Source organism: Devosia sp. UYZn731 (genome assembly GCF_040546795.1).
Classification (GTDB): Bacteria; Pseudomonadota; Alphaproteobacteria; order Rhizobiales; family Devosiaceae; genus Devosia.
Map to the genome: position 1 here is coordinate 123,571 of NZ_JBEPOL010000001.1, position 26,514 is coordinate 150,084.

At 63.2% G+C, this 26,514-nt stretch carries 24 protein-coding genes; 12 read left to right on the forward strand and 12 right to left on the reverse strand.

The annotated features are described in order from the left end of the window. Positions 1 to 72 precede the first annotated feature (72 nt). Entirely contained in the window at positions 73 to 1,341 is a 1,269-nt protein-coding gene (locus ABIB57_RS00560; protein WP_354037917.1) for an ABC transporter substrate-binding protein, read from the reverse strand. Between the two features lie 181 nt (positions 1,342 to 1,522). Between ABIB57_RS00560 and ABIB57_RS00565 the strand changes: the two genes are divergently transcribed. From ABIB57_RS00565 to ABIB57_RS00585, 5 genes are read left to right on the forward strand one after another with little or no spacing between them, the layout of a single operon-like run. After that, entirely contained in the window at positions 1,523 to 2,548 is a 1,026-nt protein-coding gene (locus ABIB57_RS00565; RefSeq protein ID WP_354037918.1) for a Gfo/Idh/MocA family protein, read from the forward strand. A gap of 4 nt (positions 2,549 to 2,552) precedes the next feature. After that, positions 2,553 to 3,314 (forward strand): GntR family transcriptional regulator, encoded by a 762-nt coding sequence (locus ABIB57_RS00570; RefSeq protein ID WP_354037919.1) that lies wholly within the window; start codon positions 2,553 to 2,555, stop codon positions 3,312 to 3,314. A 54-nt stretch (positions 3,315 to 3,368) separates the two neighbouring features. After that, complete coding sequence (locus ABIB57_RS00575; RefSeq protein ID WP_354037920.1) at positions 3,369 to 4,394, forward strand: SIS domain-containing protein; 1,026 nt, start codon at positions 3,369 to 3,371, stop codon at positions 4,392 to 4,394. Next, entirely contained in the window at positions 4,391 to 5,284 is an 894-nt protein-coding gene (locus ABIB57_RS00580; protein WP_354037921.1) for an N-acetylglucosamine kinase, read from the forward strand. The genes ABIB57_RS00575 and ABIB57_RS00580 overlap by 4 nt, the downstream gene beginning before the upstream one ends. Before the next feature lie 9 nt (positions 5,285 to 5,293). Then, a complete protein-coding gene (locus ABIB57_RS00585) occupies positions 5,294 to 6,295 on the forward strand; it encodes an ABC transporter ATP-binding protein (RefSeq protein ID WP_354037922.1) in 1,002 nt (333 codons plus the stop codon). 72 nt (positions 6,296 to 6,367) lie between these two features. Here ABIB57_RS00585 and ABIB57_RS00590 read toward each other — a convergent pair whose 3' ends face one another. Next, positions 6,368 to 7,729 (reverse strand): aldehyde dehydrogenase family protein, encoded by a 1,362-nt coding sequence (locus tag ABIB57_RS00590; protein ID WP_354037923.1) that lies wholly within the window; start codon positions 7,727 to 7,729, stop codon positions 6,368 to 6,370. A gap of 271 nt (positions 7,730 to 8,000) precedes the next feature. Beyond that, entirely contained in the window at positions 8,001 to 8,522 is a 522-nt protein-coding gene (gene ssb / locus ABIB57_RS00595) for a single-stranded DNA-binding protein (RefSeq protein WP_354037924.1), read from the reverse strand. Between the two features lie 406 nt (positions 8,523 to 8,928). Here ssb and ABIB57_RS00600 point away from each other — a divergent pair, with 406 nt between their 5' ends. From ABIB57_RS00600 to ABIB57_RS00625, 6 genes are all read left to right on the forward strand, one after another. Continuing rightward, a complete protein-coding gene (locus ABIB57_RS00600) occupies positions 8,929 to 9,567 on the forward strand; it encodes a LysE family translocator (RefSeq protein ID WP_354037925.1) in 639 nt (212 codons plus the stop codon). Positions 9,568 to 9,876: 309 nt separating this feature from the next. Next, on the forward strand, positions 9,877 to 12,771 hold the full coding sequence (gene uvrA, locus ABIB57_RS00605; protein WP_354037926.1) for an excinuclease ABC subunit UvrA: 2,895 nt from the start codon (positions 9,877 to 9,879) through the stop codon (positions 12,769 to 12,771). Between the two features lie 187 nt (positions 12,772 to 12,958). After that, entirely contained in the window at positions 12,959 to 13,111 is a 153-nt protein-coding gene (locus ABIB57_RS00610) for a hypothetical protein (RefSeq protein WP_354037927.1), read from the forward strand. 195 nt (positions 13,112 to 13,306) lie between these two features. Continuing rightward, positions 13,307 to 13,456, forward strand: a complete 150-nt coding sequence (locus tag ABIB57_RS00615) for a DUF1127 domain-containing protein (RefSeq protein WP_081917282.1) — start codon at positions 13,307 to 13,309, stop codon at positions 13,454 to 13,456. A gap of 169 nt (positions 13,457 to 13,625) precedes the next feature. Continuing rightward, a complete protein-coding gene (gene trmFO, locus ABIB57_RS00620) occupies positions 13,626 to 15,008 on the forward strand; it encodes a methylenetetrahydrofolate--tRNA-(uracil(54)-C(5))-methyltransferase (FADH(2)-oxidizing) TrmFO (protein WP_354037928.1) in 1,383 nt (460 codons plus the stop codon). Positions 15,009 to 15,029: 21 nt separating this feature from the next. Further along, on the forward strand, positions 15,030 to 15,479 hold the full coding sequence (locus ABIB57_RS00625; RefSeq protein WP_354037929.1) for a thioesterase domain-containing protein: 450 nt from the start codon (positions 15,030 to 15,032) through the stop codon (positions 15,477 to 15,479). On the opposite strand, the gene ABIB57_RS00630 is transcribed toward ABIB57_RS00625, so the two are convergent. From ABIB57_RS00630 to yajC, 4 genes are all read right to left on the reverse strand, one after another. Then, positions 15,476 to 16,318 (reverse strand): phytoene/squalene synthase family protein, encoded by an 843-nt coding sequence (locus ABIB57_RS00630; protein ID WP_354037930.1) that lies wholly within the window; start codon positions 16,316 to 16,318, stop codon positions 15,476 to 15,478. The genes ABIB57_RS00625 and ABIB57_RS00630 overlap by 4 nt on opposite strands. Continuing rightward, positions 16,318 to 16,701 (reverse strand): Mth938-like domain-containing protein, encoded by a 384-nt coding sequence (locus ABIB57_RS00635; RefSeq protein WP_354037931.1) that lies wholly within the window; start codon positions 16,699 to 16,701, stop codon positions 16,318 to 16,320. The genes ABIB57_RS00630 and ABIB57_RS00635 overlap by 1 nt, the downstream gene beginning before the upstream one ends. 96 nt (positions 16,702 to 16,797) lie before the next feature. Beyond that, positions 16,798 to 19,350: a protein translocase subunit SecD gene (secD, locus tag ABIB57_RS00640; protein ID WP_354037932.1), complete on the reverse strand. Its 2,553-nt coding sequence runs from the start codon at positions 19,348 to 19,350 to the stop codon at positions 16,798 to 16,800. A 62-nt stretch (positions 19,351 to 19,412) separates the two neighbouring features. Beyond that, the gene (yajC, locus tag ABIB57_RS00645; RefSeq protein ID WP_299721851.1) at positions 19,413 to 19,772 is read right to left on the reverse strand and encodes a preprotein translocase subunit YajC; all 360 of its coding nucleotides are present in this window, start codon (positions 19,770 to 19,772) and stop codon (positions 19,413 to 19,415) included. A gap of 202 nt (positions 19,773 to 19,974) precedes the next feature. Here yajC and ABIB57_RS00650 point away from each other — a divergent pair, with 202 nt between their 5' ends. Then, a complete protein-coding gene (locus tag ABIB57_RS00650; protein WP_354037933.1) occupies positions 19,975 to 20,847 on the forward strand; it encodes an ATP-binding protein in 873 nt (290 codons plus the stop codon). 187 nt (positions 20,848 to 21,034) lie between these two features. Here the strand turns inward: ABIB57_RS00650 and ABIB57_RS00655 are convergent, their stop codons facing one another. From ABIB57_RS00655 to tatB, 5 genes are all read right to left on the reverse strand, one after another. After that, positions 21,035 to 22,288: a peptidoglycan DD-metalloendopeptidase family protein gene (locus ABIB57_RS00655; protein WP_354037934.1), complete on the reverse strand. Its 1,254-nt coding sequence runs from the start codon at positions 22,286 to 22,288 to the stop codon at positions 21,035 to 21,037. A 271-nt stretch (positions 22,289 to 22,559) separates the two neighbouring features. Continuing rightward, complete coding sequence (gene surE, locus ABIB57_RS00660) at positions 22,560 to 23,327, reverse strand: 5'/3'-nucleotidase SurE (protein ID WP_354037935.1); 768 nt, start codon at positions 23,325 to 23,327, stop codon at positions 22,560 to 22,562. Then, positions 23,327 to 24,658, reverse strand: a complete 1,332-nt coding sequence (gene serS, locus ABIB57_RS00665; RefSeq protein WP_354037936.1) for a serine--tRNA ligase — start codon at positions 24,656 to 24,658, stop codon at positions 23,327 to 23,329. The genes surE and serS overlap by 1 nt, the downstream gene beginning before the upstream one ends. Before the next feature lie 268 nt (positions 24,659 to 24,926). Next, positions 24,927 to 25,742 (reverse strand): twin-arginine translocase subunit TatC, encoded by an 816-nt coding sequence (gene tatC / locus ABIB57_RS00670; protein WP_354037937.1) that lies wholly within the window; start codon positions 25,740 to 25,742, stop codon positions 24,927 to 24,929. A gap of 3 nt (positions 25,743 to 25,745) precedes the next feature. After that, positions 25,746 to 26,462 (reverse strand): Sec-independent protein translocase protein TatB, encoded by a 717-nt coding sequence (tatB, locus tag ABIB57_RS00675; RefSeq protein ID WP_354037938.1) that lies wholly within the window; start codon positions 26,460 to 26,462, stop codon positions 25,746 to 25,748. Positions 26,463 to 26,514: the final 52 nt, after the last annotated feature.

Genomic DNA, 26,514 nt, shown 5'->3' on the forward strand with positions numbered 1-26,514 from the left:
TTCTCAACTGAGGCGCCTGGCGATCAAGAGCGCATGCCGAACCATATGGCCCGGCATGCGATAGGGCGAGGATCACTTCGCCTGTTGCGGGCCATACCAGGAGGCAAGGCCGGTCTGGAGTTCCCCGGTGACGGTCTCGGGCGTGGTGTCCGAGGTCATCATCACCTGCAACTGACGCCAGATTTCGTCGTCCAGCGGCGGGGTGCCGGCGCTCAGGCGATCGAGTGCCAGGCGCGGGGTCAGCAGCGCGCCGGTCTTGAGATCGGCGAAATGCTGGGCCAGCGGGTTGTCATAGGTCACCGCCTGGTTGCTCATGGCGAAGAAGCCGGGCGCACTATTGACGTAAAGCTGCTGGAATTCGGAACCCGCAACCCAGTCGAGGAACACCTTGGCGGCGTCCTGCTTGGTGCTGGCGGCATTGATGCCGATGGCCATGTCGGGCATTTCCTGGAGATAGCGCTGACCGTTTGCTTCAACTGCCGGAGGCCCGAAGACACCGACATTGAGACCGGTCGAGGTCACCTGATTGATGTTCCACGAACCATCGGGAAGGATGGCGGCCCGGCCTAGCGTGAACAGCTGGGTCATGTCGGAATAGGAGAGCGCCTCCTGCCCCGATGGGAGGAACGGCTTCCACGCCTGGAATGCGGCAAAGGCCGCGACGAAATCGGGATCGGTCAGCTTCTTGGTGCCGTCGATCAGGCCAAGCCGGCCCTCCTCGCCCTTCCAATATGCCGGCCCGATGCTGTAGAGCCCGTTATAGGCCAGCTGCCAGCTTTCGGCAGAGCCCTCGGCGAGCGGGGTATACTTGCCGCTGTCCTGGATTTTCTGCAGCACAGCGGTGAACTCGGCCGCCGTGGTCGGCGGGGTCAGCCCCAGTTCGTTGAAGATATCGATATTGTAGTAGAACCCGGCGAGCACGGCCGCCACAGGCACGCAATAGGTCGCGCCCTTGACCGTCCAGGCGGCCTTGGCCGTGTCGGTGAAATTGGCGAGCCCAGCTAGGCCATCGAGCGTGGCGAAATAGCCGCGGCCGATCCACTCGTTGTTCACGTCGAACGGGCGGCAGGTGATGAGGTCGGGACCCGTGCCGCCCTCGATCTGCGACTGGATCGCCGCATTATATTCATTGGTATTGACCGGCGCGAACTCGACCTTGATGTCGGGGTGAGCCGCTTCGAAGGCGGGCAACACCTGATCCTGCCAGATGGCAAGGTCTTCGGTGCGCCAGCTGCCCAGGGTCAGCGTGACCGGTTCCGCCAGGGCGGCGCTGGCGATCGAGGCGATTGAAACCCCCAAAGCCAGTGTTGCGAGTGTGGTTCGTGCAGGCTTCCAACGCATCCAAATCTCCCTAGTGCTCGGCGTGGTCTGTGCCCCTCAGCGACAAACCTTAACAACTTGACGACAGACCGATACCTCATAAGACCACATGCGACAAGTGGTAATAAAATTGTCTTCACATATGGCCTTTTTGCCCAAGTGGCATTATGAGGTATTCAACTTATCGCCAAGGGAGAGCGAAATGATCGGTGTTGGCTTACTGGGTTCCGGGTTCATTGCAGAATCATATGCCGACGCCCTTCTGGATGTCCGCAACGCCGAGCTGGTGGCGTGTTATTCGCGCAGTTCCAAGCGTTCCGCCGCCTTCGCTGATAAGTGGAAGATCACGGCCTGCGCCAGCATGGAAGAGCTCTGCGCCGATCCGCGCATCGAGATCGTCATCGTCGCCCTGCCCAACGAAATTCACCTGGAAGCCTGCGAAATCGCCGCGCGCCACGGCAAGGCCATCATCTGCACCAAGCCTCTGGCCCGCACCGAGGCCGAGGCCCAGAAAATCCTCGACGTCGTCAACGCCGCAGGGGTCTGGCATGGCTATGCGGAAAGCTCGGTATTCTCCCCCAACGTCGCCAAGGCCTATGAAATGGTGCAGGCCGGCGGCATCGGCAAACTGCTGACTATGCGCGCTCGAGAAGGTCACTCCGGCCCCCACGCCCCCCACTTCTGGAATGCCGAGACCGCCGGTGGCGGCGCCCTGCTCGACATGGGCTGCCACACCGTCGAATCGGCCCGCCACTTCTTCGGCAAGGACAACAAGGTCACCGAGGTCATGGCCTGGGGCTCCACCATGGTGCATGGCGACAAGACCACCGGAGAGGATACCGCCGTCGCCCTGCTCAAATTCGCAGGCGGCGAAATGGCCACCATCGAATCATCCTGGATCGAGCGTGGCGGCATGCAGTTGCGCCACGAACTCGTCGGCTCCGCCGGGCGCCTGGTGACCGATAGCTCGGTCGGGCCGGTATGGGGCTTCATCGAAAATCCGGTGGGCTACACGGTCGAAAAGGCCGACGCCGAGACCGGCTGGGTTTATCCGGTGCCCGAGGAAACCCGTGCCTACGGCTTTTCCCAGCAGATGCGCCATTTTGTCGATCATTACGTCGCGGGGAAAGTCCCGTCCGAGACATTCGAGGATGGCGTCATCGTCAACCGCATCATCGATGCGTGCTATCGCTCGATGAAGACGGGCCAATGGGAAAAGGTAGCCTAGCCTCATGAGCAAACCGGCAATGCTCGACGCAGATTCTCCCGAACCATTATGGCGGCAGGCCGCCGATCTGATCCGCCATCAGATCGAGGCAGGCAAGCTGGCCGATAATGGCCGCATTCCTGCGGAGCGCGATCTTCTCGCCCAGCTTTCGATCAGCCGGGTGACGCTGCGTCGCGCCCTCCAGACCCTGGTCGAGGAGGGCGTGCTCACGGCCAGTCATGGTCGCGGCTGGTATGTGTCGGCCGACGCACCCAAGGAATTTCCCAATACGCTGGAATCGTTCAGCGAGACTGCGGCGCGATTGGGCCTCGTGCCCTCGTCCGACGTGATCCGCGCCGAGGACGCGCCCGCAACACTCGACGAAGCCGAGGAACTGGGTATCGCGCCCGGCGCCCAGGTCTTCCATCTCGACCGCATAAGGCGCCTAGATGGCGTGCCAGTGGCGGTGGACACGTCCTATTTCGCCTCAAGCCTCAAGCCGGACTTCACCGATGTCGACTTCCGCTTTGCCTCGCTTTTCGAGCAATTGCTGAACCACGGCATCGATCTGGCGCGCGGCGAAACCACCATCGAGGCCCGCGCCGCCGACGCGGCGCTTGCCGCGCACCTCGATATCGAAGTGGGTAAGCCGATCCTCGTCATGCGTCAGTCCATCATGGATGGCGCCGGCAAGCCGGTGCTGTCCTCTGTCGTCCAGTATGTCGGCGATCGCTATCGCCTGCGCACCTCGTTCTCGCGGTCGCGCAAGCCCGGCGGACGCGGCTGAACACCAATCGCCCGCCTGCACCGGGTACCCAATGTGCTGCAAGGAGACGCTGAATTGGTCGAGGGATATATCAAGCTCGCCGCGGCACGGGCCACGCAGGCCGACCTGCTGGAGAGCGCATTACCGGCCATTGCCGCAGAAGTCCGTGCCGGGCAGGCGCGCGGCGCGTTCGCCGGTCCCGGCCCCATCTTTCTGGGCATTGGCGCCAGCTTTGCCGCGTCGGCCGCCGCCGTGTGGGTCCTACGCTCGCGGGGCATTCATGCCTGGCGCCTCAACGCGGGCGAATATCCGATACCCTTTCCCGTCTCGCCGCACCCCATCGTCGGCGTATCGCAGAGCGGTAAAAGCACCGAGACGCTGGCCGTGCTGAACGCCGCCGCGCCTGCCCTGCGCATGGCCGTGCTCAACGTCGTGCCCTCGCCGATTTCCGCGATTGCTGCCACCACCATCGGCCTCGGCAACCTGCCCGACAGCTACGCCTCGACCATCGGCTACACCGCGACCATTGCCGCATTGGCGATGATCGCCGAGGCCTGGGATGGCGGCACGATCGACGAGAGCTGGACCGCCCTGCCCGCCGCCTTCCGGGCGCTTGAAGCCGTGATGGCGCGGCGCGTCGGTGCTCTCGCCGCCCTCCTCCGCGACACGCACAGCGTGGATTACGCCGCCGCCGCTCCCTCGGTGGGCTCGGCCGAAGTCGGCTCGTTGCTACTGCGCGAAGTGGCCCGGATCTCGGCGACCGGGTTCTCGACCCGCCAGTATCTCCACGGTGCCATGGAATCTGCGGGCAAGACCGGCCATGTCCTGTGCGGTGGCGAACGCGAGGTGGGCGTCGCCCATACGCTGGCCCGCGCCGGACACGACGTCATCCTGGTGACCACGCTCGACACCCCCGAGGAGCCGCATTTGTCGGTCATTCGCATTCCCGATCTTTCGGCGCCGCAGCGCACGATTCTGGAATCCCTCGTGATGCAATCGCTGGCGGTCGAGACAGCGCTGCAGCGCGGACTCGATCCCGATGCCTTCGTTTTCTTCCACACCGATACCAAGGTGGCGACGCCCAAGGTAGCAACAGCATGACCGACCTGATCGCAGCCCTCGATATCGGCGGCACCAAAACCCAGCTGGTCATCGAAACGCTGGACCGCAAACGCGTCCTCGATGTCACCGAACCCAGCCTCGATTGGGACGCCGAGCCGCCCGGCCCCGCCATCGACTTCATCGCCGAGCGCGTCGGTAGGTACACACCTGACGGCGGGCGTATCGTCTCGCTCGCCTTCGGCGCCCAGGGCATCAACCGGCGCGAAGTGGGCCTCGCCCTCGAAACCGGCCTTGCCGCACGCGGCTACAAGACGACCGCCGTCAATGACGCCTCCCTGATCGCCGCCGCGGCCGGCTTCACGGACGGCATTGGCGTCATTTCCGGGACAGGCGCCATTGCTGTCGGCGCCGATGCGGCTGGCAATTTTCTTTCGGCCGGCGGCTGGGGCTGGGTGATCGGGGACGAAGGCGGCGCCTCCGCCCTGGTCCGCGAAGCCGTCCGCGCCGCCCTGCGCGCCAATGACAGCGGCCTGCCGGACGACGGCCTGCTTGGCCACCTCATTGCTCATTTCGGCGTCGCCGACGCCGAGCGGCTCACGCGCGTCGTCAATGACGAGCCGACCATGGACAATTGGGCGCCCCACGCCCCCGCCATCTTCACCGCTGCCGATGCTGGCTCGCCGCTGGCCCAATCGGTGATCGTCGAAGGGGCAAAAATGCTCGCCTTCAACGTCGGGCAATTGCGCGCCCGCGGCGCCGTAGGCTCCGACGTGGTCGTCGCCGGCAGCGTCATCGTCAACCAACCCCGGCTGCTCGACGCGTTCCGCGCCGCCATCGCGGACCTGAACCACAATTACGCCGTCCATGTGCTGACCGCCGCGCCGGTCGAAGGCGCGGTGCTGCTGGCCCACCGGGCCGCCGCTCAATAGGAGAACCAGATGTCCAGCCTCACGGTCACCAACCTGTTCAAAAGCTACGGCAATGTCGAAATTCTCAAGGACATCAACCTTGCGATCGATAGCGGCGAGTTCGTGGTCTTCGTCGGCCCCTCGGGCTGCGGCAAGTCCACCCTGTTGCGCTGCATTTCGGGCCTTGAGACCATTTCCTCGGGCACGCTGGCCATCGATGGCCAGGAGGTCAACGACATTGCGCCCTCCAAGCGCGGCATCGCCATGGTGTTCCAGTCCTATGCGCTCTACCCGCACATGACCGTGTTCGACAACATGGCCTATTCCCTCAAGCTGCAGCATCTGCCCAAGGAAGACATCCGCGCCAAGGTCAACGCCGCGGCCGAGAAGCTGCAACTGACGCCCTATCTCGACCGGCATCCGCGCACGCTGTCCGGCGGCCAGCGCCAGCGCGTGGCGATCGGTCGCGCCATCGTGCGCGATCCCAAAGTGTTCCTCTTCGACGAGCCGCTGTCCAATCTCGACGCGGCCCTGCGCGTCGCCACGCGCCTCGAAATCGCCCGCCTCAAGGCTAGCCTGCCGCAAACCACGATGGTCTACGTCACCCACGACCAGGTCGAGGCCATGACCCTCGCCGACCGCATCGTCGTGCTCAATGCCGGCCGCATCGAACAGGTCGGCACGCCGATGGAGCTCTATGACAGCCCCAAATCGCTGTTCGTCGCCGGCTTCATCGGCTCGCCGAAGATGAACTTCATCACCGGCGAGCAGGCCGCCCCGTTCGGCGCCCACACCGTTGGCGTGCGGGCCGAACATCTCGATATCAGCGACAGCGGCCCGTGGAGCGGCACGGTGATCTATTCGGAGAACCTGGGCTCCGACAGTTTCATCTATATCGACATCGGCGCGACCGAGCCGCTGGTCCTGCGCCAGAACGGCAAGTCGTCGCGCACCCCCGGCGAAGTGCTGCGCTTCGGCCCACAAGGCCAGTCATTCCACTGCTTCGACGCCCAGGGCCAGCCACTCGCCTAAAGCCGAGAGCTACAAAGCCAGAGGCGCGGAACACCGGTTCCGCGCCTCTGGCTTTTGTCCGTCTGGCTGCAATTAGGCGCCTGTCCAGACCAGCTTGGCATTGGTCAGCTCGCGCGCGCCGAGCGGGCCCAGCTCACGTCCGAACCCCGAACCCTTGACGCCGCCGAAGGGCGCCCGCGGGTCCGAGCGCACGAAGTCGTTGACGAAGATGGCCCCTGCCTCCATCTGCCGGACCACGCGGCGAGCGCGCTCCGGGTCGCGCGTCCACACCGCGCCACCGAGACCGAAATCGGTGGCATTGGCTTGCGTGATCGCATCGGCCTCGCCCGTAAACGGGAACATCAGCGCCACCGGCCCGAAGAACTCCTCGCTGGCGATCGGCGCTGCCGGATCGACGCCGACGATCACCGTGGGCTCGAAGAAATTGCCCGACCCCGCCATGGCCTTGCCGCCCGCAATGATCCGTCCGCCCGCCGCCAGCGCATCGGCGATCTGCCGCGTGGTGGTTTCGACCAGATCGGCCTTGGCCAGCGGTCCCAGCTTGGTCGTCGGGTCCATCGGATCGCCGATCACCAGCGCCGATGCGGCCCTGGCGAAGGCAGCACAATAGGCCTCAAAGATCGGCGCGGCGATCAGGAAGCGCTTGGCGGCGATGCAGCTCTGCGCGTTGTTGGAAAAGCGCGACACGATGCCAAGGCTGACCGCCTTGTCGAAATCGGCATCCTCAAAGACGATGTAGGGATCGGAGCCGCCCAGCTCGAGCACGGCCTTCTTGCCATGCGCACCCGCGGCCTCGGCCACCGCGCGACCGGCCGCCGTGCTGCCTGTAACGGTCACGGCGCGAACGCGCGGATCGGCGATAATGCCCGACACGGCTTCGCGCCGTACGCGCAAGTTGGTGTAGAGACCGGCCGGGCCGCCGGCATCGCGCACCAGATCCTCGATCGCCTGCGCCGAGCCCTGCACCAGGTCGGCATGCTTGACCAGCACCACATTTCCGGCGATCGCCGCCGGAATAAAAAACCGCAGCACCTGCCAGAACGGCAAATTCCACGGCATGACGCCGAATATGGGCCCCATGGGCTCGTAGATAATGCTGCTGGGCGTGCCCGCGATGGGCTCCTCGGCAAGATAACGCGGCCCCGCCTCGGCAAAATGCCGCGCGCCTGTCGCCGCCTTGATGACCTCGCCCCGAGCCTCGCCGACCGGCTTGCCCATTTCCCCGGTGATCAGCGCGGCATAGTCGTCGGCACGCGCTTCGAGCAGTTCGGCCAGCCTCACCAGAAAGGCCGAACGCTCCTCCATCGTGGTCGCCGCCCAGGCGCGCCAGCCCGTCCAGGCCTGCTCCAGCAGGCGCTCCACTTCGGCCGGGGCGTGGGCGGAAAACTCCGCGCGCACCGCGCCGGTGGCCGGATTGATCGATTTGAACGTCATGGCCGCTCCTCCTTGGCAAACTAGCTGCTCTGCCCGGAGGATAACGGTGCCGGCAGGGTCCCCATAGCCCTTCGCACTGCCCGCGCCCAAAAACCGGACGCTCGGTCAAACCAGCCCAGTCCGCGTGTCAAACCGCGACCAGCTTCCGAGCAGGCAAAAAAGAACGCCCCACCCCTGCCTCGCAAACAGCGATAAGGATGGAGCGTCACTCTATGTCAAAAGCCCAATCACAAGGGCCTGTAGCTAAAAATCCAACGTCAGTCGGCCCGACCTAGAACGGGATATCGTCGTCCATGCCACCCGACTCGAAGGCCGGAGCATTGGAGGCCGGACGACGCGCGCCGCCACCGGAATTGCCGCCACCATTATTGTAGCCGCCTTCAGACGGGCGCGTGCCCCGGAAGCCGCCGCTATCGCCGCCGCCGGTGCTTTCACCTTCGCCACGACCGTCAAGCAGGGTCATGTTGGAGTTGAAGCCCTGCAGCACGATTTCGGTCGAATACTTGTCGGCGCCGCTCTGGTCCTGCCATTTGCGGGTCTGCAACTGGCCTTCGAGATAGACCTTGCTGCCCTTCTTCAGATAGCTCTCGGCGACGCGCGCCAAGCCTTCCGAGAAGATCACCACGCGGTGCCATTCGGTCTTTTCGCGGCGCTCGCCGGTGTTCTTGTCTTTCCAGTTTTCCGAGGTGGCGATCGACAGGTTTACCACCTTGCCGCCGCTCGGCAGGTTCCGAACTTCGGGATCGGCACCGAGATTGCCGACCAGGATCACCTTATTCACACTGCCTGCCATAACTCATTCCTTTCGATTCAGTCCCCGGGCCTGCTGCCGCGCGGGACGCTCACTTACATAGCGGCCGCCACTCTACTCCGCCGCGCCATCGGCCGCCCGCGCCTTAGCGCAGTTGTGAACAGGTGTCTTGCTCGCTCGTTGTTCTTGTTATGTTCCATATTTTGGGGATCGTCAAGATGGATGACGTCCAGCTGGAACCGGCTCCCTCCACACCGTCACCATCGGTGGTCCACGGGACGCCACACGGTCGCTGGGTTGCCTTGACAACCCCGGCACTGACGGCGGTTCCGAAACTCTCTCGCAGCGCAATGCCCAGGAATCCCCGCCCTGCTGACACAGCCTGTCAGCAGCGTCCCCTACTGCAGGATTCCGCCGACCGCTCGGCGCTTGCAGGGCTTGGGGATGCATGGCCTATTCGGATGCGTTGTGGATTTATCTTGTCCTGGTGTTCGGCATCATTGTGGTGCCGGGCATGGACATGTTGTTCGTGCTGGCCAATGCGCTGACCGGCGGTCGCCGCGCGGGCTTGGCCGCGACGGGCGGGATCATGGCCGGCGGCGTGGCGCATACCATTTTCGGGGCGACCGCCGTTGGCGTGCTGGCGCGATCGGCGCCGGGCCTGTTGTCGGCACTGGTGCTGGTCGGCGCCGCCTATATGGCCTGGATCGGCATCACGCTCATGCGCACATCGATCACCGTCGACGCGGTCGGCCGCGCCAATACACGCTCGCAATGGGTGGCGTTTCGGCAGGGCCTGGTGACTTGCCTGCTCAATCCCAAGGCCTACCTCTTCACCTTCAGCGTATTCCCGCAGTTCATCCGGCCGGAATACGGGCCGGTCTGGTCGCAAGGGCTGGTCATTGGCGTCATCACGGTGCTGATGCAGTTGACGATCTATGGCGGCTTGGCGCTTGCCGCCGGCAGGAGCCGCGACTTTCTGGTGGCAAGCCCACAGATAACCATCTGGATTGGCCGCGGCGCCGGTCTGCTGTTCTTGGTCGTTGCGGTGTTCACGGCCTGGCATGGCCTGGCGCAGGCCAAATGATGAAACGATGTGCAGTAACTATGCAGATGTTGCGGCAATGTTCCAATTTTGACTGTTCGGTCAATTGTGTTTGAATGAAGGCAGGAACCTGGGCTTGACCGAATCCGCATTTGTTCCTTTTATGTTCCGAATCCTGGGCGGCCGATGTTCTCCTACACGGCATGGTGACGACGACCATCCGCCGACCAGCCGAAGTGGAACTTGCAAGATGCATGCCTTGTTCTTATTTCTGCGGCTTACCCCGCTCGCCATACCCTATTATATCTGCCGAGGCGCTCTCCTGTGTGCGCCCGAGCCATGGATACGATCATGACGCCAAAGCCCAGCCAGAACCGCGAAATCATCGTCCGTGGGGCGCGCGAGCATAATCTCAAAGGCATCGACGTGCGCTTGCCGCGCGACAGCCTGATCGTGATGACCGGGCTGAGCGGGTCCGGCAAGTCGTCGCTGGCGTTCGACACCATCTATGCCGAGGGCCAACGCCGCTATGTCGAGAGCCTGTCCGCCTATGCGCGGCAGTTCCTCGAAATGATGCAGAAGCCCGATGTCGAGCATATCGAAGGGCTGTCCCCTGCGATTTCCATCGAGCAGAAAACCACCTCGCGCAATCCGCGCTCGACGGTGGGCACGGTCACCGAAATCTATGACTACCTGCGCCTGATGTTCGCCCGCGTCGGCATTCCCTATTCGCCTGCGACCGGCCTGCCGATCGAAAGCCAGACCGTGTCGCAGATGATCGACAAGGTCATGGAGCTGCCCGAGGGCACGCGCCTGTTCCTGCTGGCGCCGATGGTGCGCGGCCGCAAGGGCGAGTACAAAAAGGAACTGGCCGACCTGATGCGCAAGGGCTTTCAGCGCGTCAAGATCGACGGGGAATATTACGAGATCGAGGAGGCTCCCGTCCTCGACAAGAAGCTCAAGCATGATCTCGAGGTGGTGGTCGATCGTATCGTTGTCGGTCCCGATATTTCCGGCCGCCTGGCGGAAAGCTTCGAGACGGCGCTGAAGCTGGCCGATGGCATTGCCCTGATCGAATTCGCCGATGAAAAGGCCGAGGACGGCACGCAGCGCCAGGTCACGTTCTCGGAAAAATTCGCCTGCCCCGTTTCCGGCTTCACCATTGCCGAAATCGAGCCGCGGCTGTTCTCGTTCAATAATCCATTTGGCGCCTGCCCGGTTTGCGATGGCCTGGGCACCGAGCAGAAGATAGATCCCAACCAGATCGTTCCCGATGCCAGCCTGTCGCTGCGCGACGGGGCCATCCTGCCATGGTCCAAGACTTCGGCGCCGTATTACCTGCAAACGCTCGATGCGGTGGCCAAGCATTTTGGCGCTTCGACCGGCACCGCCTGGAACGAACTGCCGTTCGAAGTTCAGCACGCCGTGCTCTATGGCACCGGCAAGGAAGCGGTCAATTTCGTCTATGACGATGGTTTGCGGCAGTACAAGACCTCCAAGCCCTTCGAGGGCGTGATCGGCAATCTGGACCGGCGCTACAAGGAGACCGAAAGCGCCGGCATGCGCGAAGAGATCGAAAAGTACATGTCGCAGGCGCCGTGCGCGGGTTGTGGTGGCTATCGGCTGAAGCCGGAAACGCTTGCGGTCAAAATCGATGGCCTGCATATCGGCCAGGTCACCGAAAAATCCATCCGGGCGACGTCGGAATGGTTCGAGACGCTGAACGCCAAGCTCAACGACAACCAGCGGCAGATCGGCGAACGCATCTTCAAGGAGATCCGCGAGCGCCTGAACTTCCTCAACGATGTGGGGCTCGATTATCTTACGCTGGCGCGCAATTCCGGCTCGCTGTCGGGCGGCGAAAGCCAGCGCATTCGCCTCGCCAGCCAGATCGGCTCGGGCCTCACCGGCGTGCTGTACGTGCTCGACGAGCCCTCCATCGGCCTGCATCAGCGCGATAACGCCCGCCTGCTCGATACGCTGCGGCGGCTGCGCGACATCGGCAATACGGTGATCGTTGTCGAGCATGACGAAGACGCCATCATGACCGCCGACTATGTGGTCGATATCGGCCCCGGTGCCGGTGTGCATGGCGGCCATATCGTCGCTGAAGGCACGCCCGAGGATATCCTCAAGAGTCCCGATAGCCTGACCGGCCAGTATCTCAGCGGCCGCATGGGCATTCCGATTCCGGCCGAGCGACGCAAGGCCAAAAAGGGCAAGGCTTTGAGCCTGAAGGGCGCGACCGGCAACAATCTCAAGAATGTTTCCGTCGATGTGCCGCTGGGCATGTTCGTGGCCATCACGGGCGTTTCCGGTGGCGGCAAGTCGACGCTGATGATCGACACCATGTACACGGCCATTGCGCGCCGCCTGAACGGCGCACGCGTCATGCCGGCGCCGCACGAGTCGCTGACCGGCCTCGAATTCCTCGACAAGGTCATCGATATCGACCAGAGCCCGATCGGGCGCACCCCGCGCTCCAACCCCGCCACCTATACGGGCGCTTTTACGCCCTTGCGCGAATGGTTTGCCGGCCTGCCCGAGTCCAAGCAGCGCGGCTATGGGCCGGGCCGGTTCTCGTTCAACGTCAAGGGCGGCCGCTGCGAGAAGTGCGAAGGCGATGGCGTCCTCAAGATCGAGATGCACTTCCTCCCCGACGTCTACGTCACCTGCGATGTCTGCAAGGGCAAGCGCTACAATCGCGAAACGCTGGAAGTGCAGTTCAAGGGCAAGTCGATCTCCGACGTGCTGGACATGACCATCGACGAAGGCGTCGACTTCTTTTCGGCCGTGCCGACCATCCGCGAGAAGTTCGCTACGCTGCAGCGGGTGGGCCTGGGTTATGTCAAGGTCGGCCAGCCGGCCACTACCCTGTCGGGCGGCGAGGCGCAGCGCGTCAAGCTCTCCAAGGAACTCAGCAAGCGGGCGACCGGGCGAACGCTCTACATGCTGGACGAGCCGACGACGGGCTTGCATTTCCACGACGTGGCCAAGCTGCTCGAGGTGCTGCACGAGTTGGTGGATGGCGGCAACACCGTCATCGTCATCGAGCACAACCTGGAAGTCATCAAGACCGCGGACTGGGTCATCGATCTCGGCCCTGAGGGTGGTGATGGCGGCGGCGAGATTGTCGGCGTCGGTACGCCCGAGACTATTGCGGAGAATACCCGCTCGCATACCGGGATGTTCTTGAAGGATGTGATGTCGCGGCGGCAGAACTTTGCCAGCAAGGCGGCTGAATAGTTCGGTGGTGCAACAAGAAATCCAGCATGCTGGATTCTTGACCAATACGCCATACGGGCTATTTCACGACAGAATTGTGAAAATGCCATGCGATCGACGCATGCCGTGATCGACGTTTACGGCATGGCGTGGCGGCAAAAATCGGCTCATGCTGCTAAAGTCGTAACCAAGCCTAGGGAATCTGTTGATGTTTGTGCGTGCCGTCTGGCGTTCCAAGCGCTTGGTCGACATCAAGCAAGCGCTGCGGGAAATGGACATTCCCTCGCCGCGAGATGTCGACCCACTGGGGCTTTGCGCCCCTGACTTCCAGAAGATGACGCGCGGTCTGTTCGACCGCTGATCTCAGTCAATCGTGAGTTTGCGCGGCCGCCGGACCTCCCTCCGGCGGCCGTTGCCATTCTGCCAAGCTTAACGCCGGGTGAATGCCCTTGGTTAAAGACCCGCGTAGACCGCATAGCTTCATTGATAAATGGCCCACTGCTCATCTTGACCAAACCCCACTAGATATATCCTCGTAAACGCAAGGAGACTTCAAATGGACATTCGCAAGACTTTCAAAAAGTGGGCCGCTTATCAGCAGACCGTTCGTGAGCTCGCTGCTCTCGACAATCGCCAGCTCAACGACCTGGGCATTTCGCGCACCGATATCAATCGTATCGCCCGCGACCATGCGTCTTCGCTGTAAGCCTGCCCGCGCTAGACTAGTTTTCACACTAAACCGAACGTCCGCTTCTTTCTAAGATGCGGGCGTTTTTCTTTGTGCAGTATTTCGCGGCACTTTACCGAACCGCCTGAATCATAAGCACAACTCATCGCCAGTTGCACTCTCCCGGCCAGCTTGATATCTGCCAGCCATGGCAAAAACAGACATCATTCATATCATCGGCGGCGGGCTCGCCGGATCGGAAGCGGCGTGGCAGGCGGCGGAGGCCGGGGTCAAGGTCGTGCTGCACGAAATGCGCCCGGTCCGCGGCACCGACGCACACCAGACCGATGGGCTGGCGGAGCTCGTCTGCTCCAACAGCTTCCGTTCGGACGACAAGGACCAGAACGCCGTCGGCTTGTTGCATGAGGAAATGCGGCGCTGCGGCTCGCTAATCATGCGGATGGCCGATGCAAATGCCCTGCCCGCCGGCGGGGCGCTGGCCGTGGATCGAGACGCTTTCTCGGCAGCGGTGACGGCGGCGATCGAGGGGCACAAGAACATCACCATCGACCGGGCGGAGGTCGAAGGCCTGCCGCCGGCCGAGTGGGACAATGTGATCATTGCCACGGGGCCGCTGACCTCGCCGGCTTTGGCCGCGGGTATCCAGTCGCTGACCGGCGAAGACGCGCTGGCGTTCTTCGATGCTATTGCGCCGATCGTGCATAAAGACAGCATAGACATGGACATCGTCTGGGCGCAGTCGCGCTATGACAAGGTCGGGCCGTCGGGCAACGGGGCGGATTATCTCAATTGCCCGATGGATCAGGAGCAGTATGGCGCTTTTGTCGATGCGCTGCTGGGGGCCGACCTGCATGAGTTCAAGGACTGGGAAAAGGTGCCGTATTTCGACGGCTGCCTGCCCATCGAGGTGATGGCTGAGCGCGGGCGCGAGACGCTGCGGCATGGGCCGATGAAGCCGGTGGGGCTGACCAATCCGCGCAATCCAACGGTCAAGGCCTATGCCATCGTGCAACTGCGGCAGGACAATGCGCTAGGCACGCTGTGGAACATGGTGGGGTTCCAGACCAAGATGCGTTACGGCATCCAGGCGGAGATTTTCCGCATGATCCCTGGTTTGCAGAACGCTCAATTCGCGCGGCTGGGCGGGCTGCATCGCAATACGTTCCTCAATTCGCCCAAGGTGTTGGGGCCGGATCTGAAGCTGAAGGCCGATCCGCGCATTCGCTTTGCCGGCCAGGTGACGGGCGTCGAGGGCTATGTCGAAAGCGCCAGCATCGGGCTGGTGGCTGGGCGGCTGGCGGCGGCAGAAGCGCGCGGCGAGGTCATGGCGACCCCGCCGGTAACGACAGCGCTGGGCGCGCTGATTGGGCACGTTACCGGTGGGCATATCGAGGGCGAGGCCTATTCGGGCGCGCGCAGCTTCCAGCCGATGAACGTCAATTTCGGGCTGTTTCCCGAAGTGAAGGTGGTCAAGCCCGAAGGCGTCAAGTGGAAGGGCAATGACAAGGTCATCGCCAAGCGGCGGGCGATTACCGGCCGAGCGCTGGTGGATATCGGGGACTGGGCCTAGCCTGCTTCATCGAGGTGACGCATGACACCGTCCGAGCTGCAAACCTATCTGCACGATCATATTCCGCTGTCCAAGGCGATGGATGTGAGCGTGATCTCCATTGCCGATGATGGCGTTACCCTGAATGCGCCGCTGGCGCCAAATATCAATCATCGGGAGACGGTGTTTGGCGGCAGCGCGTCGGCGGTGGCGATATTGGCGTGCTGGTCGCTGCTGCATTTGCGGCTGACGGCTGCTGGCCTGGCGAGCCGCGTGGTGATCCAGCGTAACACGATGGATTATCTGGCCCCGATCTCTGGAGCATTCACGGCGCGGTCGTATTTCGAGGCGGGCGCGAACTGGGAGGGCTTTGTGAAAATGCTCAGTCGCAAGGGGCGTGCGCGGATTTCGATTGGCGCGGTGCTGGAGTTTGAGGGACGCGAGGCCGGGCGGCTGACGGGAGAGTTCGTGGCGCTCGGCGCTGGGCTTTAGCGGTTCCGGAACGTCCACCAAGCCAGACGCGTCAGCTTGCGCCAGTCGGCATCGTCGGCGGCGGGCTCGAAGGGGTTGGCGCGGCGCTCAAGCAAAGCGAGTTGAGCTTTCAGGACAACGGTTTGTGCGAAGGCGGGGCGCAGCGCTGTCGGCAAAATGGCGATTGCGGTTTCGGCCTTGGCGAGGTGGTCACGGGCGAGCTCGGTCACCTGCCCCAGTGCCTCGTGCAGACCCTCGCTTTGGGTGCCAGAGAAGATTTCGCGTTCCTGAACACCGTTGGCGACGAAGATGGACCAGGGCAGCATGATGCGCCCCTGAGACGCCGTGTAGCCGAAGGCTCGCAGATGGCCGATTAGCGCATGGGCGACGCCGAGGTGTCCCGCCGCGTCGCCGGCCTCGATCAATTCGCCATTGTTGAGGATCATGGCGGCGAGCTGATAGAGCGTCGAGGCTGTTTCGCCGGCATAGCCCTCGAAGGTCGGCAGGTCGGGCATCGGATCGTCATAGAGATCGAAGCGGCGGGCGCCGAGCAGGCGCTGCAGCGTGCCGATAGGGATATTGTAGGCCGCGATGGTATCGAGCAGCGCGTCGGCGACGGGGTTTTGGCGGATGGCGCCGTGCCCCTGCCCTTCGAGCGCATCGTTCCACCATTGCAGCCGGATTTCGCCGGGGGCCGGATCGGACACGCGGTCGCGGATCGAAGCGACGTCGGCGTTGAAGGCGTAGAGAGCCACAACGCCATCTCGGTGAGGGCCCGAGAGAATCAGGGTCGAGAGGAAGCGGTCATGGTCGCTGGCGCGCAGAGATTCGGCGGCATGGGTGAACGAGACCTTGGCCATCACCGCGCCGTGTCGACGGCGATGAGGGCGGCGGCGACCGCGCGGTGTTCGGCCATCAGCACGTTATAGGTGCGCAGGGCGCCGCCGGTGGCGATGGCCTCGATGATGACGCTGCGCTCGCGGAAGGCAGTACGGATAGCCGGGTCGATGGCGGCAATGTCTTTGCCCAGGCCGATGAACAGAACATCGATCTGATCGGCAACAGCGAGGACGGGTGCGAGGCTATCCAGCGTGATCTCGGCGGCTGTGGTCACGTCCCAGGCGAACATGCCGGTTGGCAGGCACAGTAATGAGCCGCGATGGGACATGTCGGCGAAGCGGAAGCCGTGATTGCCATAGGCGTCGATCATGACTTGCTGAGGATAATGGCCGGCGTCGTTCATAGCGCGATACTTTTCACCGGGTCATTCCCGCAGGGGCGGGTCCTGCCGGCGGGTAAGGTACGGACCGGGAGGCGTGGCCTCCCGGTCGATCATCAATCAGACTTGAGCGCCTTCGGAGTTCTTGAGCTTGTTCTTGTCCTCGGGGATATCGGCGCGGGCCTTGAGACCGAAATTGATTAGGATCGGGCCGTTGACGATGATCGAGGAGTACATGCCGACGAGCATGCCGAAGGTCATGGCGATGGTGAAGCTGCGGATGACTTCGCCGCCGAACAGCACCAGGGGCACGAGCGCCAGGAACACGGTGAACGAGGTCAGCGAGGTGCGCACGATGGTCTGGTTGATCGACAGATCGATCAGTTCCGGTAGTGGCATCTTCTTGTATTTTCGCAGGTTTTCGCGAACACGATCGGAAATGACGACGGTCTCGTTCAAACTGAGACCCACAAGGGTCAGGACCGCCGCGATGGAGGTCAAATTGAACTCCAATCCGGTAATCGAGAACAGCCCGATGGTCATGATGATATCGTGCGTCGTCGTGGTGACCGCCGCCAAGGCGAACTGCCACTCGAAACGGACCCAGATGTAGATCAGGATCGCCACCAGGGCGACGATGACCGCGATGATGCCCTTATAGGCCAGTTCGCCGGACACCGTACCGCTTACCGCCTCGGTGCGGCGGATTTCGTAGCTCTGCGTGGCCAGGGCCTCGCGGACCTTGGTCACGGCCACCTGGTCGGCGTCCTGGCCGCCCTCCTGCGCCTGGACGCGGACGAGAACGTCGGTGGGAGTGCCGAAACCCTGGACCTGCACTTCGCCCAAGCCCAGACCATCGAGCAATTCGCGCACCTGGCCGGCATCGGCGGGGCCGCCGACATGCTGGATTTCAATGGCGGTGCCGCCGATGAAGTCAATGCCCAGGTTGAAGCCCTTGAAGTAGGCCGAACCGATCGAGAGGATGCTCATCACGATCGAGAAGATGATCACATAGCGCGAGATCTTCATGAACGGGATCTTGGTGCCATCCGGGATGAAACGGAAATGCTGGATCTTCAGCGTCTTGGGACGACGGGCGCGGAACCAGATGCCGACCAACCACAAGGTCACCGTGTAGGAGGTGAACAGCGAGGTCAAAATGCCCAGCGCCAGGGTGACGGCAAAGCCCTGCACCGGACCCGAGCCCATGAAGTATAGCACCGTGGCGGCGATCAGCTGGGTCAGGTGGGAATCGATGATCGTGGTCCAGGCGCGGCTGAAGCCTGAATTGATCGACTGCAGCGGCGATCGCCCGGCGCGTTGCTCTTCGCGGATATGCTCGTAAATCAGCACGTTGGCGTCGACCGCCATACCGATGGTGAGCACGATACCGGCAATGCCCGGCAAGGTCAGCGTGGCCCCAAGCGCCGACAGGGCGCCGAAGATCAACACGATATTGAGCACCAGCGAGACGTTGGCGAAGACGCCGAACAGGCCGTAGGCGATGACCATGAAGCTCAGCACGCCGACAGCGGCGACGATACCGGCGATCATGCCGGACTTAATGGAATCGGCGCCGAGGCTAGCGTCCACCGAGCGCTCTTCGACGATGTCGAGCGAGGCCGGCAATGCACCGGCGCGCAGCAGCACGGCGAGATCGTTGGCCGATTGGGTGGTGAAGCTGCCGCTGATCTGGCCGGTGCCCTGGGTGATAGCGGACTGGATGACCGGGGCGGTGATGACCTGATCGTCGAGCACGATGGCAAAACGCTTGCCGATATTGGCCGAAGTGATCTGCCCGAAGGTGACGGCGCCACGGGTATCGAACTTGAAGCTGACGACCGGAATGCCGCGCTGGCTGTCGAAGCTGGGCTGGCTATCGACCAGCGACTCGCCGCCGATGGCCACATCTTCATAGAGCAGTTCGCGGCCGCCATCATTGCTGGGCAGGATATAGGTGCCGGCCGGCAGGCCCTGGGCGTCGGCCTGATCGGCCGTCAGGCCCGGATAGACCATGTGGAATGTGAGGCGCGCGGTGCGCGAAATGATGTCCTTGAGGCGGGTGGAGTCCTCGAAGCCGGGAACCTGGACCAGCACGCGGTCGGTGCCCTGGCGCTGAATCTGCGGCTCGGTGGTGCCCAGTTCGTCAACGCGCTTGCGGATCACTTCCATCGACTGGGCGACCAGCGAAGACATGCGCTCGGCGACGCCCTGATCGGTCAGGCTGGCGGTCAGCTTGCCATCGGGGGTCTCGCCGAATTCCAGCTCGCTGACGCCGCCGACGGCGAACATTGAATTGGAGACGGTATTCTGCAGCGTGGCCAGGGCGGCGACGGCGGCGGCTTTCTGGGTCGGGTCGGTCAGCTCGACTTCGATGCCGTTGCCGGCAGCGTTGAGCGTGATCAGGTTGCCGATGCCGTTATCGTTGGCCAGCACGGTGCGGGCGTCGCGGCGCAATTCGCCGACGCGCTCGGTGATGATGCCCTGCTTGTTGACCTGGAGCAGCAGATGCGAGCCGCCCTGCAGGTCGAGACCCAGCACCACCGTCTGATGCGGCAGGAAACCCGGCCAAGCGGCCAGTTGGTCCTTGCTCAGAAAGCTCGGAATAGCGAGCAGCAGCCCGACTATGGCAACGACGGCGATGATGGCGGTGCGGATCGGCGAGAAATGCATCTGGGGGTGTCCTGAAGACAGAAAAAGCCGGAGCCATCGGCCCCGGCATTAGCCGCCGCTAATTAAGCGGGTTTGTTGTCGTTGACCGGCTCGGCCTTGGAGCGAACGTCCGAGATCATGCCGCGCACCAGCTTGACTTTGACGCCCGTGGCGATCTCGACTTCGAGATCTTCGCCATCGACAGCCTTGGTGACCTTGCCGACGATGCCGCCGGTGGTGACGACGGTATCGCCACGACGGATCGCGCCGAGCATGGCCTGCTGGGCCTTTACGCGCTTCTGCTGCGGGCGGAAGATCAGCATGTAGAAAATGACGACCAGCAGCAGGATGGGCGCCAGCTGGACGAGAATGTCGGTCATGCCGCCGGTGGGGGCGGCAGCGGCGCCGGTAGCGGCTTGGGCATAAGCTTGGGTAACGAACATGAGGCGAGCTCCTTTTTCATTGTTTTTGCTTGGGAGGGACGCGACAGGACCCGACAACGCTTGCGCGCGTGGACTGGACGCATTTGGGGCAATGTGCACTTGCGCCCCGGTCAAAATCGCGCGGACTATACATTTGCCCCCCTGCGATTGCAAAGGCATTCCGGGGACACATAATGACGCGGATTGAAGTGGAACGACCGACGTGAAGAGCAAAGACTATCTGGTGCAAATTGCTGGCGCACTGGCCGAAATCTCACAGTCGCTGGCGGCGATGCGCCCTGCGTCCGATGCCGGCGAAGGCGGACTTGGCGACGCCAACGCCTATCACTGGGATGCCGGTGCCGGACAGTTGATGGCGGTGCCGCGCGTGAGCCGGGTGCCGCTGGCCATGCTCAAGGGAATCGACGCGGTACAGGACATCCTGTTGCGCAATACCGAACAGTTCGCGCGCGGCCATGGCGCCAACAATGCGCTGCTGTGGGGCGCGCGCGGCATGGGCAAGAGTTCGCTGGTCAAGGCAATCCACGCCGACATCGGCGAGCGCGAGGGTTTCGAACGGCTGGTGCTGATCGAAATCGCGCGGGAGGACCTCGAGACGCTGCCGGCGCTGATGCGGATTATCGGCAAGCAGGACGAGCGGTTCATCGTGTTCTGCGACGACCTGAGCTTCGACAATGGCGAGACCAGCTACAAGTCGCTCAAGACCATTCTGGATGGTGGCCTCGAGGGGCGGCCGGACAATGTGTTGTTCTATGCCACCAGCAACCGGCGTCACCTAATGCCGCGCGACATGATCGAGAATGAGCGCTCGACGGCGATCAATCCCGGCGAGGCGGTCGAGGAAAAGGTCTCGCTCAGCGACCGGTTCGGGCTGTGGCTGGGCTTCCACAACTGCGACCAGCCGACGTTTTTGACGATGGTGCGGACCTACGCGGACCATTATGGGCTGGAGATCGACGACGAGACGCTGCGGGCGCGGGCGATCGAATGGGCCGCGACACGCGGAGCAAGGTCTGGGCGCGTGGCGATCCAGTTGGTGCGCACACTGGCGGGGGAAATGGGCAAGAGTGCTTGAGCTTCACCTCTCACTTTGGGGGAGAGGTCGACCCTCTTGGGTCGGGTGAGGGGGCCTTTCCCCAGCATCTCACCCAGGAAAGGCCCCCTCACCCGTCGCTGCGCGCCGACCTCTCCCCCAAGGGAGAGGTGAAAACAAAAATCCCCGCTTGCGCGGGGATTTTCATTACGAGTGGCCTCGTAACTGTTTAGCTGGCGAGCAGCGGGACCGGATCGACCGGGGTGGCGCCCTTGCGTAGCTCGAAGTGGAGCTGCGGCTTGGAGACCGAGCCGGTCATGCCGGCAGTGCCGATGCCGTCGCCGCGATTGACGGTGTCGCCCTTGGCCACCGACATCGACTTGAGATGGGCATAGGCCGACACGAACCCGTTTGGATGGCGCAGCAGGATGAGGTTGCCATAGCCTTCGACGCCCGAGCCGACATAGATCACGGTGCCGTTTTCAGCGGCCTTGACCGGCGAGCCTTCGGGCACTTCGATATTGATGCCGGTGCCCTTGGAGCTGGCAAAATCCGTGATGATGCGACCGCTGGCGGGCCAGCGGAACTTGTCGCTGCCCGACATGACCGGCTCGGAGACAGGCTGCTGGACACTGGCCTGTTGCACCACTGCGGGAGCCGGCTGCTGCTGGATCGGCGAGGTGACAGCGGGGCTAGCCGGAAGCGTCGCCTGCAGCGGAGCAGGCTGGGCAGCCGGCCTTGTACCCAAGGGCATTGGCTGGCTGCCGAGAACCGGAGCCGCGGAGGCGAGCTGGACTGGCGCGGCCTGCGGGCCCTTGGTGGCCAACAGGTCGGCACGGCCCGGGATAATGACGCGCTGGCCGACGACGATCTTGTCGGGGGAGCCAAGGCCATTGGCCTGCACGATTGCCTGGGTGGTCACGTCGTAGCGGCGGGCGATGGTATAGAGGGATTCGCCGCTGGCGATCTGGTGGGTATAGGCAGTGCCAGACGCTGCGGCCAGCTGGGGCGCTGGCATTGCGGCTGGTGCACCCAGGGCAGCGGGCATTGGCATAGCTGCAACCGGGGCAAGGTTCTGCTGAGGTTGCATGGCTTGCTGATTTCCCATTGAGGAATTGGAACCGAGGACTGGAAGGTTTTGCGAGGACACGCCCCCGCTCGAAATGGGCGAAGTCATGCCGCCCATAGGCTGGTTGTACGACTGCTGCTGCGACCAATTCTGCTGGGGCGGTGCAAAGCCGCCCACATTGGCCGGGGGCAGGAACTGGCTATCGGCAACCTGCATGTTCGGCGCGCCGAGCGAGCCGGGCATGGGCTGATTGAGATTGGAGGGGCTGGACTGGCCGGCTGACCCGGTGACGGTGCTGTCACCGAAGGCACGGCCACCGACAGAGGCGCATCCTGACAGGGCAACCGCCCCAACCATGATGCCTGCAATCGCTGCGGCGCTTTGCAGCGCCCGACGGGATACGCGGATACTCATCAGTTTACTCGTACGCAGGTACTCAACACAAGTCAGAGACTAGGCCGGTAAGGTAAAGACGAGTTTAAAGCCGATGCGATTTGCGTGAAATTGGTGGGACCGGATTCGCGATTGGGTAAGGTTAAGAGCGGAGGCGCCATCTTGCCTACGCCACTGAGCCGCCCCTCCCCCTCGAGGGGGAGGTTGGGTGGGGGCGTGGGAGCCCAAATTGTAGCAAGATACCCCACCTTGATCCTCCCCCTGTAGGGGGAGGTGTCGACTGAAGCACGAGTTACAGCCGCAGCTTGCCCTGTAGCCGCGCCACGACACCCATATCGGTCTGCTGCAACAACAGCGGCGTCACCGTGATGGCGTTGTCTTTGCGCATGACCTCGAAATCATGCTCGCGATTGAGCGGCAACGGCGTCTCAGGAATGGCGACGAAGAATTTGCCCTCGTTGTGGCTGGCGTAATACCCAAAAGGCGAGCGGGAGAAGCGCTGGTGGGGCACCACGCTGATGCCGGTCACCTCGTCGGGCGGACAGGCGGGGAAATTGACGTTGTAATAGATGTCCTCGCCCGCATGGGCAGCCAGGATCGCCCGGACGGTGGCGGCGCCGTGGATCGTGGCGTTTTCCCAGAGGATTTCGCGGCCTTCCTCGAAATCGATGGATTGGCTCATGGCGATGGCGATGGCCCCTTGCAAAGCCCCCTCGCGGGCGCCCGCCGCCGTGCCCGAGGCGTGGATGATGTCGCCAAGGTTCTGGCCGGCATTGACGCCGGAGAGGACCACGTCGGCGCGCTTGTCTCCCAGGATGTGCGTCATGCCGGCGACGACGCAATCGGCGGGCGAGCCGCCGGTAATGGCGAAGATGCGATCGGCGCGCTGGTCGATCGTCAGTTCGCGGCGGAGGGTAAAGCGATGCCCTGCCCCGCTCTGGTTGCTATCGGGCGCCACGGTCCAGACATCGTCGCTGATCTGGGCGGCGATGGCCTGGAGCACGGCGATGCCGGGCGCATCCACGCCGTCGTCATTGGTGATGAGGATGCGCGGGGCCATTAGCGGCCGCCGATCGACTTGAGGCCGCCCATATATGGCTGCAACACGTCGGGCACGAGCACCGAGCCGTCTTCCTGCTGGTAATTTTCCAGCACGGCAATCAGGCAGCGGCCGACGGCTGTACCAGAGCCGTTGAGCGTGTGGACGAAGCGCGGCGCCTGCTTTTCGCCCGCGGGGCGGTAGCGCGCATCCATGCGGCGGGCCTGGAAATCGCCGCAGACCGAGACCGAGGAAATTTCCCGATAGGTATCCTGGCCGGGGAGCCAGACTTCGAGGTCATAGGTCCTTTTGGCGCCGAAGCCGAGATCGCCGGTGCACAGGTTCATGACGCGGTAATGCAGGCCGAGCTTTTGCAGAACGGTCTCGGCGCAGGTCAGCATGCGCTCATGCTCGTCCACCGAGGTTTCGGGCGTGGTGATCGACACCATCTCGACCTTGTTGAACTGATGCTGGCGCAACATGCCGCGCGTATCGCGACCGGCCGAGCCGGCTTCGGAGCGGAAGCACGGGGTCAGCGCAGTGAAGCGCAGCGGGAGTTCCTCTTCGGGGAGGATGGACTCGCGGACCATATTGGTCAGCGGGACTTCGGCGGTGGGAATGAGCGCGAGGCGGCTATCGCCATGCGGGGCGAAGAACAGGTCATCTTCGAACTTGGGCAACTGGTTGGTGCCGAACAGTGCATCATCCTTCACCAACAGCGGCGGCTGGACTTCGAGATAGCCGTGCTCATTGGTGTGTAGGTCCAGCATGAACTGGCCGAGGGCGCGTTCAAGGCGAGCGACCTCCCCCTTCAGCACGACGAAGCGGCTACCGGAGAGCTTGGCAGCAATTTCGAAATCCATATTGCCATTGGCGGCGACGCCGACTTCGTAATGCTCCTTGGGGGCGAAGGCGAAGCTGGGCTTGGGCGCGCGGATTTTGGCAGCGGTTTCGGGAGAGCCGTTGCGGCCGAAATATTCGACATTGCCGGCTTCGTCCGTGCCATCGGGCACATCGTCGAAAGCGATATTGGGGAGGACCGAGAGGGCGTTGCGCAGTTCGAGTTCGACGGCGCGTTCCTCGGCTTCACCAGCCGGAATGGTGTCCTTGAGGCGGGCGACTTCGGCCATCAGCTCGGCGGCCTTGGCCTCGTCCTTCTGGGCCTTGGCCTGGCCGATCTGCTTGGACAGCGCGTTGCGCTTTTCCTGGGCTTCGTTGAGGCGGACGATGATGTCGCGGCGGCGGTCATCGATGGCCAGCAGGTCAGCGGAGCGGGTGGTGATGCCCTTGCGACGCGACAAGGCCGCGTCGAAGGCTTCGGTATTGGCGCGGATCCATTTGATATCGAACATGTTCAGCCGGGGACACGGCCCCGCCTCTAGCTTGGGCCCGGTGGGCCGACGACGATGTTGGATGCATGTCTAAGGATGCGCGGGGGAAGCTGCAATCCCTAAGGTGTATGCGGACGGTGCGGTACCCCACACCCTGACATTTCTGCTGAACGCAGAAATGTCAGTCCCTCTCCCACAAAGGGAGAGGGGTGGCTCCACTCTTGGCACGTCCGCCGGGCACCTTCTCCCCTCGTGGGAGCAGGTGCCCGAAGGGCGGATGAGGGGTCGCCTATTCCGACTCAGCTTTTTCCGCAGCAGCTCGTGCGGCCTCATCGCGAGCCCGGCGGCGTTCCACCAATCGGACAGAGATGATCGAGATTTCGTAGAGCAGGTACATCGGCACGGCGAGGCCGATCTGGGAGATCGGATCGGGCGGCGTGATGAAGGCAGCGAAGATCAGGATGCCGACGACGGCGTAGCGGCGGCCGTGGTTGAGCATCTTGACGTCGATCAGGTCGATCTGGGCCAGGAGTGTCAGTACGACCGGCAATTGGAAGCAGACACCGAAGGCCAGAATCAGCGTCATGGCGAAGCCGAGATATTCGGACGCGCTGGTCATCATCTCGATGTGGTCGGTCTGCATGCTGGCAAAGAAATGCAGCGCCATCGGCAGCACGGCGAAATAGACAAGGCACCCGCCGAGGAAGAACAGCACCGGCGTGGCGACCAGATACGGAATGAAGGCGTGCCGTTCGTGCTTGTAGAGGCCGGGGGCCACGAACATGTAAATCTGGCTGGCGACGATGGGGAAGCCGAGGAAAATGGCGCAGAACATCGCCACGTTGAGATAGGTGAAAAACTGTTCCTGCGGCGCCGTGGTGATCAACTTGGTGCCGGGAACGGCCTTGAGATAGGGCTGCAGAAGCAGGTCATAGAGCTGGCCGGCGAAAATGAAGCAGCCGATCATCAGGATGACCAGCGCGATTGCCGAATAGATCAGGCGCTTGCGCAGCTCGATCAGATGCTCGAGCAGCGGCGCTTCGCTACCCGCGAGTTCATCGACGGGTTCCTTGGACTTGTCTTCGAGCAGCTTTGCGTCGGCCATGGTTTATTCGGTTCCGGCTTTCGCTTGTGGTGTCTTGGGCTTGCGCGGGGCGCGGGCCCGTGGGGTCGGGGCGGCCGGCGAGTCGGCGGGCTCGGTGGGCAGGACCGGAACGGTATTGCCGGACGCGACCTTGGGCGTGCGCTTGCGAGCGACCGGCTTGATGTCGACAGGTTGCGACTCGGCCGGCGCGGGCACCGCTTCGAGAATTTTGAGTTCGGTGGTGGTCACCGGGCTGGTTGGAGCAGGCTTGGCTTTGGCAGGAGCCTTTTTGGCAGCGGGTTTCTTGGCCACAACGGCCGCCTTGACCGGAGCCTTCTTGGCCACGGGCTTTACGGCCTCGACTTCCTTGAGCGGCGTCATGACCGGCGGGGTGATGCCGGCTGCCGCATGAATTTCATCAACCACGCTTTCGACCTTGGGATCGGCGGGCTTGATCAGGCCGCTGGGCTTTACCTCGCCCGTCGCCGTCATGGCGTTGAAATCCTTGCGGATCTGGTCGGTGGTCTGCTTGAGGGGCTGGGTGATGGCGTTGCGCAGGTTGCGCACTTCATCGAGCCCGGTGGTCTTGTTGATCTCGCGCTGGAACTCGTTGCCCATGCGGCGAATCTGGCCGGTGAGCTGGCCCAGGCGCTTCATGACGACAGGCAAGTCCTTCGGACCGATGAAAATCAACGCCGCGACGCCGATAACCAGCATCTCTGTCCAGCCTAAGCCGAGCATATGTTCTTATTCCTTGATGACCCAGCGGCCGGAAACCGGCCGCTACGAACAT